This window comes from Pseudoalteromonas sp. BZK2 (assembly GCF_014349195.1).
Lineage (GTDB): Bacteria > Pseudomonadota > Gammaproteobacteria > Enterobacterales > Alteromonadaceae > Pseudoalteromonas > Pseudoalteromonas simplex.
The window spans coordinates 79,791-95,084 of record NZ_JACSOG010000010.1; the positions used below are offsets into that span (position 1 = coordinate 79,791).

General features: G+C 41.3%; 9 protein-coding genes. All 9 read left to right on the forward strand.

Features of this window, described 5'->3' with window-relative positions:
• Positions 1-4 precede the first annotated feature (4 nt).
• The 9 genes from malQ to BIZ38_RS07885 all read left to right on the forward strand — a co-directional run bounded on the left by malQ (position 5) and on the right by BIZ38_RS07885 (position 15,285).
• A complete protein-coding gene (gene malQ, locus BIZ38_RS07845) occupies positions 5-1,981 on the forward strand; it encodes a 4-alpha-glucanotransferase (protein WP_187490039.1) in 1,977 nt (658 codons plus the stop codon).
• Positions 1,981-4,218: a 1,4-alpha-glucan branching protein GlgB gene (gene glgB / locus BIZ38_RS07850; RefSeq protein ID WP_187490040.1), complete on the forward strand. Its 2,238-nt coding sequence runs from the start codon at positions 1,981-1,983 to the stop codon at positions 4,216-4,218. Before malQ ends, glgB begins: the two co-directional genes overlap by 1 nt.
• The gene (glgX, locus tag BIZ38_RS07855; RefSeq protein WP_187490041.1) at positions 4,208-6,265 is read left to right on the forward strand and encodes a glycogen debranching protein GlgX; all 2,058 of its coding nucleotides are present in this window, start codon (positions 4,208-4,210) and stop codon (positions 6,263-6,265) included. The genes glgB and glgX overlap by 11 nt, the downstream gene beginning before the upstream one ends.
• A complete protein-coding gene (locus BIZ38_RS07860) occupies positions 6,258-8,780 on the forward strand; it encodes a glycogen/starch/alpha-glucan phosphorylase (RefSeq protein ID WP_138616555.1) in 2,523 nt (840 codons plus the stop codon). Before glgX ends, BIZ38_RS07860 begins: the two co-directional genes overlap by 8 nt.
• 18 nt (positions 8,781-8,798) lie before the next feature.
• Positions 8,799-10,097, forward strand: a complete 1,299-nt coding sequence (gene glgC / locus BIZ38_RS07865; protein WP_054551973.1) for a glucose-1-phosphate adenylyltransferase — start codon at positions 8,799-8,801, stop codon at positions 10,095-10,097.
• A 123-nt stretch (positions 10,098-10,220) separates the two neighbouring features.
• Complete coding sequence (locus tag BIZ38_RS07870) at positions 10,221-11,759, forward strand: glycogen synthase (RefSeq protein WP_187490042.1); 1,539 nt, start codon at positions 10,221-10,223, stop codon at positions 11,757-11,759.
• 91 nt (positions 11,760-11,850) lie between these two features.
• Positions 11,851-13,065 carry an EAL and HDOD domain-containing protein gene (locus BIZ38_RS07875; protein ID WP_054551975.1) on the forward strand — a complete coding sequence of 405 codons (1,215 nt, stop codon included), beginning with the start codon at positions 11,851-11,853 and terminating at the stop codon, positions 13,063-13,065.
• A 7-nt stretch (positions 13,066-13,072) separates the two neighbouring features.
• Complete coding sequence (locus BIZ38_RS07880) at positions 13,073-14,155, forward strand: DUF418 domain-containing protein (RefSeq protein ID WP_187490043.1); 1,083 nt, start codon at positions 13,073-13,075, stop codon at positions 14,153-14,155.
• A gap of 50 nt (positions 14,156-14,205) precedes the next feature.
• Positions 14,206-15,285, forward strand: a complete 1,080-nt coding sequence (locus tag BIZ38_RS07885; RefSeq protein ID WP_262387576.1) for an ABC transporter substrate-binding protein — start codon at positions 14,206-14,208, stop codon at positions 15,283-15,285.
• The last annotated feature ends 9 nt before the right edge of the window (positions 15,286-15,294 follow it).

Consider the following 15,294-nt stretch of genomic DNA (forward strand, 5'->3'; position numbering starts at 1 on the left):
TTTGATGCACTCACTATCTCAGTTATATTACCTGCATGGCATAGGCTATGAATATACTAAATACACTGGTGAGCATGTTATTTTCGATGAAAGTACACGCAAGCAGGCGCTTAGTTGTTGCGGTATAAATACCCAAGATTCTGATGTAATAAACCAACTTAATTTTGCATTAGATGCAGGTACTTGGCTGAACTTGTTGCCTCATACAAGCATTATTGAGGCACACCATCCAATTTTGAAAGTACGCGTTGATGAGCGTTTATTAACACGCTCATGTACTCTAAGCGTGCCTTCGCTTGATATTCATTTTACTTGTGAAAACTTGCAAGGTTTAGCTGTACTAGGTGATTACGGCCTAAACGGCATTCGTTATCTTGAGCTTGCATTGCCAGTTCCTGAAATGCCAATCGGTTACCATGATGCACTCATTACAGTGGCAGATCAGCAAGCTCACAGTCAGCTATGGATCACACCTAAAGAAAGCTTTTCTATTGATGATAAAAAGCGTTTGGGCTTATCCATTCAGCTTTATAGCTTATGCAATGAAGAGGGGTTAGGAATTGGTGATTTCGCTGATTTAACAAAACTTATTAAAGCAGCCGCGACTAATAATATGGATTATGTGTTGCTTAATCCGCTGCATTTACTGTTTGAACACAGTCCTGAGAGGGCGAGTCCTTATAGTCCAAATAGCCGAGCGTTATTGAACCCGCTGTATATTGCTGTGTCATTATGCGAAGACGCCAAAAATAATAATGCACTTGATAAATTATTGGCAAATAAACCGCAAACCGATGCGACTTACATTGATTATACATCGGTTAGTGATTTTAAATATCAAGTGTTTAGCTGTTTATATCAACAATTTTGTGAGTTTGCTTCAGAAGAGCGAAAACAGCAGTTCGCTCGTTTTTGTGAAACCCATAAACGCAGCCTGTCGACCATGTTGGTTGGCGACCGTGATTATGCTAGCTATTTACAATGGCAAGCTCACCTTCAATTAAATATCTGCCAGCAAGCTGCCCGTGATAGCGGTATGGCAATTGGCCTTATTAATGACTTAGCCGTTGGCTGTGCAGGTGATGGCAGTGAGTTCAAAAGCCAAAATGAGCTATTTGCCGAAAATGCTCATGTTGGAGCTCCGCCAGATCCTTGGGCTGAACATGGTCAGAATTGGGGCTTGCCGGCACTGAATCCACAAAAGTTAAGTAAAGACAACTTTGCTTTTTATCGCTCACTTATCCGCGCCAATATGGAAGATGTGGGTGGTCTTAGAATTGACCATGTAATGGCAATTCGCCGTCTTTGGTGGTGTTTTGAGAATAATTCCCAGCAAGATGGTTGTTATGTTTATTATCCGTTTGAACAGTTATTAGCAGTGCTTAAAATTGAATCTCATCTTAATCAATGCGTCGTAATTGGTGAAGATTTAGGTGTGGTACCTAATGAAGTGCGTGAAGCATTAAAAGCAAGTGCAATCTATTCAAATGGGTTGTTCTACTTTGAAAAAGATTATCTAGGCGAGTTTTTAGCGGCTGAGCATTTTGCGCCTCATAGCCTTTTAATGATAGCCAACCATGATGTACCACCATTCAAAGGCTGGTGGATTGGCCACGATATTACGATTAAACAACAATATGGTTTGCTTGATGATGAGCAAACTCGGGCTCAATTCGATGCGAGAAACATTGAAAAGCATCGTATGCTTAATTTTATCGCACGAGAGTCACACCAGCATTTATCGTTAGAAACAGATGCCTTTACGGTTTATGAAGCGTTGGCATCCTCATTAGCGGCAGCACCAGCAAAGTTATTTACTATTCAAATAGATGACTTAGACCAGCAAATACTGCCTGTAAATATCCCCGGTACTGATAAAGAGTACCCAAATTGGCGGCGTTTATTGTCGCGTCCAGCTGCGCAGATTATCGAAGCGCAACAGTCATTCTTAGCCAATTTAATTTCGATAAGGAATCAATAATGCGAAGTCGTGTTCGTCAAGAGCAAAGTGCACAATCTGTTATTTATCAAAAACAAATCGATGCATTAGCCAGTGGTTGTTTTAGAGATCCTTTCAGCTTTCTTGGGGCGCATAAAAGTGGCCCTACAAGCTATGAAATTCGTTGCTTTTTGCCTGGCGCAAGCAGTGTTTCGATTCTGCTTGGCACAGAAAAAATCGTTGCGCAGCAACAAGGTGATAGTCATTTATTTGTCGCAAATATCAAATCAAAAACGAAACCTGACTACCAGCTGGATGTTAGCTATAGCAATGAATTTACTCATCAACAATATGATGAGTACAGCTTTGAAAGCAGCTTAGATGAACAGGCAATGTATCTGTTTAATGAAGGCAGTTTAGAGCATGCGTATCAACATTTTGGTGCACATTTTGTGACTCAACAAGGGGTTGATGGTGTTCGCTTTACAGTGTGGGCGCCGAATGCCAGTAGTGTATCGGTTATTGGTGAATTTAATTATTGGCAGCGTAATCGTCATTTTATGCGTTTTCATCCTGCCAGTGGGGTATGGGAGTTGTTTATTCCTGGGCTTAAAGAGCATCAATGCTATAAATTTGCTATCACCACTGTGACCGGAGAAGTGCTTGATAAAGCTGATCCATTTGCGTTTAAGATGCAACAAGCACCGGGTACAGCGTCAGTGCTACAAAAGCTAAAAACAGGTATTCAGCTTTCTGAAAGGGCGTTAGCAAATCGTGCAAAAAGAAACAGTGTTGATGCGCCTGTTAGTATTTATGAAGTGCATGCGGGTTCTTGGCAAAGACGAGATGACGGCAAGCGCTATCTCACATGGCGTGAACTTGCTGATAATCTTATTCCTTACACTAAAGAGCTTGGCTTTACGCATCTACAATTAATGCCAATCAGCGAGTACCCATTTGATGGTTCTTGGGGTTATCAACCCGTTGGATTATTTGCCCCGACCAGTCGCTATGGCAGCTTTGAAGATTTTGTTTACTTCGTCGAGCAATGTCACGAAGCCGATATTGGCCTTATTCTTGACTGGGTACCTGGTCATTTCCCAAGTGATCCTCATGGTTTACATCGTTTTGATGGCACCCATCTATACGAACACGCTGATGTGAGACAAGGTTTTCACCCTGATTGGAATACCTATATCTACAATTATGACCGCGCAGAGGTTCGTAGCTTTCTGATTGCGAATGCAATGTACTGGCTACATGAATTTGGTATTGATGGCTTACGTGTGGATGCGGTTGCCTCAATGCTTTATTTAGACTACAGCCGTGAAGAAGGGCAATGGGTTGCAAATCAATACGGCGGCAGAGAAAACTTAGGCGCTATTGAGTGCTTAAAACAAGTCAATATGCGCTGCTATGCAAAAAATCCGGGCATTATGATGGTGGCTGAAGAGTCAACTGCGTGGCCGGGTGTTACGCGCCAAGTTGACCATGATGGTTTAGGTTTTGGTTATAAGTGGAATATGGGGTGGATGAATGACAGTTTGCATTATATGCAGCGCGATTCCCTTTACCGTTCGCATCACCACCACGAAATGACCTTTTCGATGGTTTACGCCTACAGCGAGAACTATATTTTACCGCTTAGCCATGATGAAGTGGTGCATGGTAAAGGCTCATTAATTGAAAAAATGCCAGGGGACGACTGGCAAAAGTTTGCAAACTTACGTGCATATTATGCCTTTATGTGGGCGCATCCAGGTAAAAAATTATTGTTTATGGGTGCTGAAATCGCCCAGCGTAAAGAGTGGAATCACGACCAATCGCTTGATTGGCATTTACTTGAGCATATTAGCCACAGTGGCATGCAGCAAACGATTAAAGATTTAAATGCTGTTTACACTAGTACGCCAGCTTTATACGAGCAAGATACCAGCCCAGCGGGCTTCGCGTGGCTCGATAGCAATAATGCTGAGCAAAGTATGTTTAGCTTTATTCGCTATGCAAAGAAAGCAGAAGATTTTGTGGTTGTGATATGTAATTTAACGCCACAGGTGTATCACGACTACGTGATAGGTGTGCCAAAAGCTGGTACTTATCAAGTTATTTTGAACACAGATAAAGCGGACTATTTTGGTTCTGGCGTTGATGCAACTAGTCACGCAGAGCAAATCATCGTAAGCCAAGCGATTGAAAGCCATGGCTTTAATCAAAGCATCAGTGTGTCTTTGCCTGGTCTTGCGACAATTTACCTTAAGAAGGTGAGCGATGAGTCATAGTGTTGAACTCGAAGTTGGGGTGAGCTCGCCTTTAGGGGCATCTGTTGTTGGTGAGGGCGTAAACTTTGCTGTGTACGCACCACAAGCACAACATATGTCTTTATGCTTATTTGATAGCAGTGGTCATTCAGAAATTCTCACCCTAGCGATGCATATGAACGAAGGCGGTATCTGGACACTAAAAGTGAGTCCTCTGAAAAGTGGCGCCTTGTATGGCTTTCGCGCTGATGGTGAGTACGCACCCGAAAAAGGACTATTTTTTAATAATCACAAATTGCTGTTAGACCCTTATGCGCGTGATTTATATGGCGAGTTTACGTGGAGTGAACGTCACTATGGGCAAATGCCTGTAGGAAAGTTAAGCCAGGTTAACAATGCTATTGATATTCCAAAATCTCGAGTTCGTGAGTTGGCACCTTACACAGGTAAAAAGCCGAATCACAGCTGGGGTAAAACGGTTATTTACGAATGTCATGTAGTTGGTGCAACCTGTCGTCATCCTGAGATCCCAAAATCGTTACAAGGTAAGTTTTTAGGTTTAAGCCATCCTAGCTTTATTGAGCATTTACGCACTATTGGGGTGACTTGCCTAGAATTATTACCTATTCATGCATTTATCAGCGAGCAGTTTCTTACCGCTAAAGGTTTACAAAATTACTGGGGCTACAACACGCTTAACTTCTTTACGCCGCATAAAGAGTATCTCGTTAATGATGATATTAGTGAGTTTCAAGAAATGGTGGCAGCGCTTCACAAAGCGGACATAGAAGTAATACTCGACGTGGTTTATAACCACACAGCTGAGGCGGGCACAGATGGGCCTATTTTATCACTACGTGGCTTAGACAATTTAGGTTATTACCGCACTGTTGCTGATAAACCGCAGCATTATATTAATGATACCGGCTGTGGTAACACGGTAAATATTGATTCGCCTCGTTCTTTACAGCTGGTACTTGATAGCTTGCGTTATTGGGTTGAAGTGATGGGGGTCGATGGCTTTCGTTTTGACTTAGCAACCATTTTAGCGCGTAACCCAAATGGCTTTAATCAGGCACATGCGTTTTTCCAAGCGATTAATCAAGACCCCGTACTCAGCCAAGTTAAACTCATTGCAGAGCCTTGGGATATAGGCCCAGGAGGTTACCAATTAGGGGCTTTTCCGGCACCGTGGCGTGAATGGAATGATAAATATCGCGATACGATAAGACGCTTTTGGAAACAAGAACAGGGCGTAATTGGTGAGCTTGCAAAACGTTTACATGGCTCGTTTGACTTGTTTGAGCATAACCTACGTGGGCCACTTAACAGTATCAATTTTATCACTAGTCATGATGGTTTTACGCTTGCAGATTTAGTTAGTTACGAGAATAAACATAACGAAGCCAATGGCGAGCAAAATCGTGATGGACACAGTGACAATCACTCATTCAATTGTGGCGTTGAAGGGTTTACCAATGACCCACAAGTGAGCAAATTACGCTTACAGCAACAAAAAAATATGCTGTTAACTTTGTTGCTTTCTAAAGGCGTGCCTATGCTTTCATTAGGAAGCGAAATGGCACACTCACAAGGTGGTAACAACAACGCCTATTGTCAAAACAATCGCACAAGTTGGCTTGCATGGAAAGACTCACAATTTAGTCATCCTCTTACACGTTTTATTGACGATGTTTTGCGCATTCGTAAGCAGTTCAGCATTTTTAAACACCGCTTTTTTGTTCACGACAATGACCCGCGTTATGACGTCGCGTGGTTCACTGAATCAGGCACCAATATGCAACAAGACGATTGGCATCAAGGCGATCGCCAGGTGCTGATATACAGCCTGACTGACAAGCACACAAATCAAGCTTTATTGATCATATTAAATGCAGGATCAGAGCCTGTAACTTGCCAACTTCCTAACTTAGATAAAGGAAAATGGCAGTTAGCGCTGACCAGCATTCATCCAATGTCAACTCAGTTTGTTGACAAGGAACACGAGATTGCTGCAATGAGCAGCTGGGTTTTTACCGCCAATTCAGAGGATCTTAATCATGGCTAAAAATGCCGATCAAGTATGTGTTGTTAAGGGCTGGCAGGATGCGCCTACAGTTGATGAAAGTACCTTAGACGATGATTTATCACGCCATTTTTATTACACCCTTGGACGTGACAAAGTAGGTAAATCACAACTGTATTTATACCATGCATTAGCATTAACTATTCGTGACCGATTAGTTGCTCGTTGCCGAATAACAAAACAGCAAATTCATGAACAAAAACGCCGTAAAACAGCTTACTTGTCACTTGAATTTTTAATGGGCCGCGCCCTTGGCAATGCGATTTTAAACTTAGATTTAGATGAGCAAGTAGCTAAGGCGTTGCAAGAATACTGCACCGAACTTGAGCAAGTTGCGGAGGCTGAGCATGATGCAGGTCTAGGTAATGGTGGCTTAGGGCGCTTAGCTGCATGTTTTTTAGATAGCTGTGCAAGTCTTGCATTACCAGTGGTTGGCTATGGTATTCGTTATGAATATGGCATGTTTAATCAAGCTATTGAAAATGGTCATCAAATTGAACAACCAGATAATTGGTTACGCGAAGGGCACCCGTGGGAGCTGAGTGCACCTGAGCAATCAAAACGCGTAAAATTCTTCGGTCATGTTGAAAGCTATACTGATAAACAGGGTCGTGAACACCGTCAATGGCTAGATTCTCATGATGTGTTAGCTGTTCCTTATGATGTGCCGATTCCGGGTTACAAGAACGATATTGTAAACACCCTACGTTTATGGAAATCAGAAGCCACTGACGAATTTGATTTAAGCGAGTTCAATGCGGGTAGTTACTCAGAAGCTGTAGCGCGTAAAAACTTAGCTGAACAAATCACAATGGTACTTTACCCAAATGATAGTAGCGAGAACGGTAAAGAGCTGCGTTTACGTCAGCAATACTTCTTATCATCGGCGAGTCTACAAGACATCATTGATACCTGGGTTAGCAAACATGGCGAAGACTTCTCTGACTTTGCTGATTACCATGTTTTTCAATTAAACGATACGCACCCAAGTATTGCTGTTGCTGAGCTTATGCGTATTTTGGTTGATGAGTATGAGCTAGATTGGCAAGAAGCGTGGTCTATCACGACTAAGACCATGGCTTATACAAACCACACTTTACTTCCTGAAGCATTAGAGAAGTGGTCAGTATCTTTATTTGCCCGATTACTACCGCGTATCTTAGAAATTATTTATGAAATCAATGCGCGTTTCTTAGCCGAAGTTGCGTTAGCTTGGCCTGGTGATGTTGAAAAACAGCGTGCACTATCGCTTATCGAAGAAGGCCCTGAGCCGCAAATTCGCATGGCATATTTAGCGATTGTAGGTAGTTATTCGGTTAATGGTGTGGCTGCACTTCACACTGAGCTGCTTAAAGCTGGCTTATTTAACGAGTTTTATCAGCTATGGCCAGATAAATTCAATAATAAAACCAATGGTGTAACACCGCGTCGTTGGTTAGCACATTGTAACCCAGAGTTGGCTAAACTGCTTAATCAACACATTGGTGATGAATGGGTTGCTGACTTTAGCAAAATTAGCCAGTTACGCCGTCTATATGACGACCCTAAATTCCATAAACAATGGCAAGCTGTAAAGCACACTAATAAGCAACGCCTTGTTGAATTAGTAAAAAACCGCTGTGGTGTACAGTTTGACGCTGAAATGATGTTTGACGTGCAAGTTAAACGTATTCACGAATATAAGCGTCAGCTATTAAACGTACTGCACGTTATTCACCTTTACGATCGTATTCGCCAAGGCGATACAGCAAACATTGTTCCTCGTTGCGTGCTACTGGGCGGTAAAGCTGCACCAGGTTACTACATGGCGAAGAAAATTATTAAATTAATTAATAACGTAGCAGAAGTGATCAATAAAGATCCGCTTGCTAAACCGTATTTAAGAGTTGCTTTTTTACCTAACTACAACGTAACAGCCATGGAAACTATTTGCCCAGCAACTGATTTATCTGAGCAAATTTCTACAGCAGGTAAAGAAGCATCTGGCACAGGTAACATGAAGTTCATGATGAACGGTGCTTTGACTATAGGTACGTTAGATGGCGCTAACATTGAAATTCGTGATGCAGTGGGTGCTGATAACTTCTTCTTATTTGGTGCACGTGCAGAGCAAATTGACGATATCAAAGCACATTATAATCCTGAGCAGATTATTCACCAAACTGACAGCCTCTATAAAGTAATGCAATTACTTGAGAGCGGTCATTTTAACCTGTTTGAGCCTAATTTATTTGACGACATTATTGCGGCGATTAAGAGCCCGCACGATCCATGGTTAGTCGCTCATGATTTTGCCAGCTTTGTAGAAGCGCAAGAGCAAGTTGAACAAGCCTACTTAGATACTGCTCACTGGACAAAAATGAGTATTTTGAATACTGCAGCCAGTGGCATGTTTTCGAGCGATAGAACCATTAGTCAATACAGTGATGACATCTGGCATTTGGAGCCATTAATGGATACTAGTGCACAGCAAAACACACAGAAGAAAAGCAGCTAGCTTAAGACGGAGAGAGTTATGCCAAGTTATGCAAACCGATATATAAGTAGTTTAACAAGAGAAACGTATGCCCTCATCCTAGCAGGAGGGCGAGGTTCACGTTTACATGAATTAACAGACTGGCGTGCTAAACCAGCAGTCTATTTTGGTGGTAAACACCGAATCATCGACTTTCCACTGTCGAACTGTATAAATTCAGGTATTCGTCGAGTTGGTATTGCTACTCAATATAAGTCGCACTCGTTAATTCGTCACGTAAATCGTGCATGGGGCCATTTCAAAAAAGAATTGGGAGAATCAGTTGAAATACTTCCTGCCTCTCAGCGAAATGGAGATGACTGGTATTGTGGTACAGCTGATGCGGTATTCCAAAATATGGATATTATCCGCCATGAGCTGCCTAAGTATGTGATGATCCTCTCGGGTGACCACGTTTATTGTATGGACTACGGTGGTTTGTTGGCTAAACACGTTGAGACAGGTGCTGATATGACGGTATGTTGTATTGAGGTACCTTGCGAAGAAGCTGCAGATACATTTGGTGTAATGACAGTTGATGAAAGCAATCGTGTTCGTCGTTTTGATGAAAAACCTGCTGAGCCTACTTCTGTGCCTGGTAAGCCAGGGACCTGTTTAGCATCAATGGGTAACTATATTTTCAATACTGAGTTCTTATTTGAACAATTGAAAAAAGACGCAGAAACTGAAGGTTCTGGCCGAGATTTCGGTCACGATATTATCCCTGCTATCATCGAAGAGCATAACGTATTTGCATACCCGTTTAGAGATGTACATGATGGTCAGCCATACTGGCGCGATGTGGGTACACTTGACTCATTCTGGGAAGCCAACATGGAGCTGGTAATGCCACAGCCACAGCTTGACCTTTATGATCCAAAATGGCCAATTTGGACTTATCAAGAGCAGTTACCACCTGCTAAATTCATTTTTGATGATGATGACAGACGTGGTATGGCTGTTGATTCAACAGTATCAGGTGGCTGTATTATTTCTGGTTCTAAAGTTAAGAAGTCACTACTTTTCTCGAATGTATATGTTCATTCATTCTGTGAAATCGAAGAATCAGTGATATTACCAGGTGTTAAGATCAACCGAAATTGTAAGATTAGGCGTGCTATTATTGACCGTAACTGTGAGATCCCCGAAGGACTTGAAATCGGTTACGATAACAAAGTCGACAAAGAAAATGGCTTTAGAGTCTCGAAAAAAGGGATTGTGCTGGTCACTCGTGATATGTTGAATGAGCTTGCAAAGAAGTTAGAGCAACAAGAGCAAGATAATAAACGCCTTGCTTAAGCAATCGCGCTAAGACAAAAAGGGAGGGCATGCCCCTCCTTTATTTATATTTGAATAATACCAGTTTGCTTAATTAAGTATTATTGCCAATTGGTATAAAAGTTTTATGGAGTACTGCAAAGCATGCATGTATTGATGGTAGCTGCAGAGAATGATGCATTACCGAATGCAAAAGTCGGTGGTGTAGCGGATGTTGTTAGAGATTGCCCTAAAGCGTTAGTAGAAAAAGGCCTTAGTGTTGATGTGGTGATCCCAGATTATGGCTTTGAGTATTTAGAGCGGCATCACATAGGTGTAGTGCACGTGCCCTTTGCAGGTCATATGCAAAAACTGGATGTGTGGAAGCTTGCTAAAAGTGAAGAAGGTATAACGCAACTGCTTATTTCTCATTGGGAATTTAGCCGCCATAACGGCGCTGTTTATTGTAATGATGAACCGGGCCGTCCGTTTGCAACCGATGCAAGTAAGTTTGCTCTTTTTAACGCTGCTGTTTGCGAAGCCTTATTACAAGGGCTTATTCGCACGCCGGATGTTGTTCACTTACATGATTGGCACAGTGCTTGTGTTGCTCTATTACTTAAATCAGATAGCCGCTATAGAAAACTAGCGCACTTATTTTTAGCTTACACAGTACATAACCTTGCATTGCAAGGGATACGTCCTTTCAAAGGTGATAGCTCAAGCCTAGAAGCCTGGTTCCCAAGTTTAGGTTATAACGGCGAAAGGTTATGCGATCCGCGCTATTTTGATTGCTTTAACCCAATGCGTACTGCTATTAACCTGGTTGATAAAGTACACCTTGTTTCGCCAACTTATTGCCAAGAAGTACTGCGTCCAAGTGATGCTGAAAAAGGCTTTTTTGGTGGTGAGGGACTTGAAGCTGACTTGCAGGCTGCCTATGAACAAGGGCGTGTAGTGGGCATTCTTAATGGTTGCGAGTACCCAGGAATGAAGCTTGAAGACATCAGCTTAGCGAGTCTTTATCAACATGCCGAAAATGCGTTATTTCAATGGATGGCAAAAAGCCCAGTATTAGATTCAAGCTATTACATAGCGCATCAACGATTACTTCAATTTAAAACACGGCCGTTTTCTGGGCCATTAGTAACCAGTGTGGGTCGTTTAACGGACCAAAAAGCACTGTTACTTCGCCAGCCTTATGATAAAGGGCTTGTGTTAGATGAGTTATGTCAGCGTTTAAAACAACATAACGGCTACATGGTTATTTTAGGCTCAGGGGATACTGAACTTGAGCACATCATGACATCAGTTATGGCACGTCAAGATAACCTGCTATTTTTAAAAGGTTATGCGCATTATGTTGGTGAATACATGTACCACTTAGGCGATTTATTTTTAATGCCAAGTTCATTTGAGCCGTGTGGTATTAGCCAGATGTTAGCAATGCGAGCAGGACAGCCGTGCTTAGTACATGGTGTAGGTGGTTTACGTGATACAGTAGAACATCATGTGAGTGGTTTTAGTTTCCAAGGCGAGAGTTTGGCATCACAAAGCTACGAACTTGTTACTAGTTTTAGTGATGCGCTTGAACTTAAAAAATCGCAACCAGAAAAATGGTGCTCAATATGTGAACAGGCTAGAAATGCCCGTTTTACGTGGCAATCCGTTGCAGAAGGCTATTTATCTGGCTTATATCAATAAAAAGTAAGTGATTCATGGTAATTAGGTGACTTTTTTACCAATTTCAGCTATTAATTACTTAGTGTGATATAAAATAAGAAAAGTAGGTAAAGTGGCTGTATTTGTTGCTAGGCAAGCGGTCTTTAATCGTCGTCAACAAGTTGTCGCCTATGAGCTACTATTTAGAGATAGTTTACAAAATAGTTTTCCTGATGTGTCAGAGAGCACGGCAACGGCTCGCCTAATTATGGAAAACCAGCTCAATTTAGGTACTCGTCATATAACGTCGGGTAAAAAAGCATTGATTAATATTGGTCCAGAGTCTTTGAAGCTGGACCTTTGCGCATTTTTGCCAACAAATGATGTCGTGATTGAGTTACTTGAAACCATTGAGCCAACGGACGAAAATTACGAATATTGCCGTGAGTTATTTCATAACAACTATAAATTAGCGTTGGATGATTTTGTTTACCAACCCGAATGGGACCGTTTTTTAAAACTTATTCGTTTAATAAAGTTTGATGTTCAGCAAACCCCTTTTGAAGAATTGGCCCCGATTGTTCATAAACTAAAAAAGTATCAAAAGATAAAGCTATTAGCTGAAAAACTCGAAACAGCTGATGATTACGAAAAAGCGCATAAAATGGGCTTTGATTTTTTTCAGGGTTATTTTTTTGCTAAACCGAAGATGATTCAGCATCGTGATATTGATTACAATTATGCGCTGGTATTATCGATTTATGCACAAGTCATGCGCCCAGATCCAGATATCAGTGAAATCGCTGGTTTGTTTTCTTTAGATACTGCACTTGCTTATAAACTGTTACGTTTAATAAATAGCGGTGTTTTTCCTATAAAGAGTAAAATTGGCTCATTAAAACAAGCGCTTGTTTATTTAGGTCATGAACGACTTAAAAAGTTTGTTAGCCTAATTATTACTGCCCACAGTGCCCAGTCAAAACCAGCCGAGTTGACTCGGCTTTGTGTTGTAAGAGCCCGTTTTTGTGAATTAATCGCTCAGCGTGTTGCTAAACAGCAAACTGGTGAAGCATTTTTAACAGGGCTATTTTCATTACTTGATGCCATATTAGATCAACCTATGGAAAAGTTATTGGATAGATTGCCGTTTCCTGACGAAATTCATGCCGCTCTCATGCAAGAAAAAAATATCCTCTATTACATACTTGAAACGGTTAAAGCGTACGAAACTGGTAGCTGGTGGGCGCTTGAACAGGCTGTTGCCTATCTAAGCATTGAAAGCGCAGATCTTCCCAAGATATACGAAAATGCAGTAAATTGGAGTGATAGCTGCAGGCAAAACCTATAAGGGATTTATGCGCAATATAAATATGGATGTGTTACGGGGTATTGCGGTACTCGGCTTGATGTTTATGAACATCTACACCTTTGCTGTGTTTGAGTATGACTATACCCCAAGTGCTACGCCACCCTTTTCAGACTCGCTAATTTTCACTATTAATACCGTGTTTATTGATGGGCGTTTTAGAAGCCTTTTTTGCTTGTTATTCGGAGCATCTTTAGTTATTCAATGGCAGCTTTGGCAAAATGTTGAAAAACAACATAAACGGCTAAAAGTTTTGGCATTTATAGGCCTTGCCCATGGTTTTTTATTATGGGCTGGTGATATTTTGTTTATTTATGCTTGTGCAGGCTGGTTAACGCTTAAATTTAGTCAGCAAGATGAAGAAAAAAACTTGCGTATAGGTCTGTTGTTTTTATTTATCGGCGCCTTTATTTCATTCTTACTTGCCTTTGTAGAGCCAGATTTTAACCCTGTAACGAGAAGCTCTGAGAGTTTCTTAATGGCGTATGATGCAGCGTATTCTTCTTACTTCGCAGGATTCGTCAGTAACTTTTTGATATTTATCATAATGCTTATTGCTGTACCCCTTATCACTGTGTGGATGGCCGCAGGGTTAATGATGATGGGTGTCTATTTATACAAGAAAGGCGTATTTGTTCAGGGTTTAACAAACTCCCAGTTCAAGTTGATTGTTCCAGCTGCGATAAGTTTAACGGCCCTGAGATTAATAATCGATCCAAACCAGAGTGTCTTTATGTACGCGATTGTAGAACCAATTAATTGGTTGGCTGCTTTATCCATGGCTATTTTTTATTGCCACATTATTGTGAAAGTAGTTAAGAATATCCCTAATAACTGGTTGCTGCTACAGCAAGCTGGGCGTATGTCATTGACGTTATATTTGATGCAAACAGTCATATTTATATTGTTTTTTAAAGTTGTATTTCCTACTGCTGCGCTTAGCTTTGATAGAATAGATTACTGGTTAGTTATTGCTGTTATGCTTGTTTTTCAATTGTTTTTTTGTAAAGTGTATAGTATGTATTTTAAACACGGTCCGTGCGAGTTAATTTGGCGAAAATTATCTAATTAATTCCTCGTATACAATAATTATAATAGAGTGAGGCGGTAATGCGGATTTGCTTGTTTGTTCTAACCTTGCTTAGCTATTCACCGCTATATGCTGGCGAGCAATTCTCTGTGCTGTTAGTTAACCCCTCAGTTAAAAGTGATTTATTTTGGCAAAGAGTGACTAATGTGATGCAGGTTGCTGCCAAGCAAAATAATGTCGCTCTTACAACAATTTATGGCGGTGGAAATCGCCACATTCAATTAGCTGAGCTGAAACAATACCTTCAATATAACGCTAAACCCGACTACGCAATTTTAATTAATTACCCAGGTGGTGCAGAGCAGTCAATGACCTTGCTTGAGCAGCACAAAATTAAATTTATCACCCTTGAAGAAACGATTGTTGGCGTAGAGCGAAACGAAGTCGGTAAACCCCGTCAGCGCTTTAAGTATTGGTTAGGTGAAGTATTTCACGATAACTTCAAAGCCGGTGAGCAACTTGGCAAAGCCTTACTTGATGAGGCAATAAATACAAAGCAAACGCCTCATTTTGTTGCTATTAATGGCCATTATGGTACTGAATCTGACACCCGCAGTGATGGCCTCGTTCATTATTTACGTAAACAAGATGTTGAGCTTGAGCAAGTTGTCTATGCAAATTGGAGTAAGCAGGAGGCTGCGAATAAAGTAAGCCGATTATTGCAACGACACCCTGATAGCAATGTGATTTGGTGTGCGTCTGATTTAATGGCGCAAGGCGCCCTAGAAGCTGTGAAAGGTAAAACAGATAAAGCCTATTTCATAGGTGGCATAGACTGGCTTGATGATAATTTAGACTTAATTGAACAACAAAAACTCACGGCCAGTGTTGGCGGGCATTTTATGATGGGAGCGTGGGCACTAATTAGCGTGGTCGATCATCATAATGGCAACCCTTATTGGCAGAATCACGATGCGATTAAGTTTAAGCTTGGGGTGATCACAAAGCACAATATTCAAAGTTACCGCTGGCTAAGAAACATCAAAGATTGGTCGGTTATCCCTTTTGAAGCCTTCTTACTGCAAAACAGTAAAAGCACTGAGTACGCCTTCGATTTTGATACGCTACATAGTTTATTGAGCGAAAAGCCCAAAAACGCAGCGCAACACTAAAAGTGTAGT

Excerpts from the sequence above, each read along its gene's own strand:
- malQ (WP_187490039.1), top strand. The coding sequence starts at position 5 with ATGCACTCACTATCTCAGTTATATTACCTGCATGGCATAGGCTATGAA.
- glgB (WP_187490040.1), top strand. The coding sequence starts at position 1,981 with ATGCGAAGTCGTGTTCGTCAAGAGCAAAGTGCACAATCTGTTATTTAT.
- glgX (WP_187490041.1), top strand. The coding sequence starts at position 4,208 with ATGAGTCATAGTGTTGAACTCGAAGTTGGGGTGAGCTCGCCTTTAGGG.
- BIZ38_RS07860 (WP_138616555.1), top strand. The coding sequence starts at position 6,258 with ATGGCTAAAAATGCCGATCAAGTATGTGTTGTTAAGGGCTGGCAGGAT.
- glgC (WP_054551973.1), top strand. The coding sequence starts at position 8,799 with ATGCCAAGTTATGCAAACCGATATATAAGTAGTTTAACAAGAGAAACG.
- BIZ38_RS07870 (WP_187490042.1), top strand. The coding sequence starts at position 10,221 with ATGCATGTATTGATGGTAGCTGCAGAGAATGATGCATTACCGAATGCA.
- BIZ38_RS07880 (WP_187490043.1), top strand. The coding sequence starts at position 13,073 with ATGCGCAATATAAATATGGATGTGTTACGGGGTATTGCGGTACTCGGC.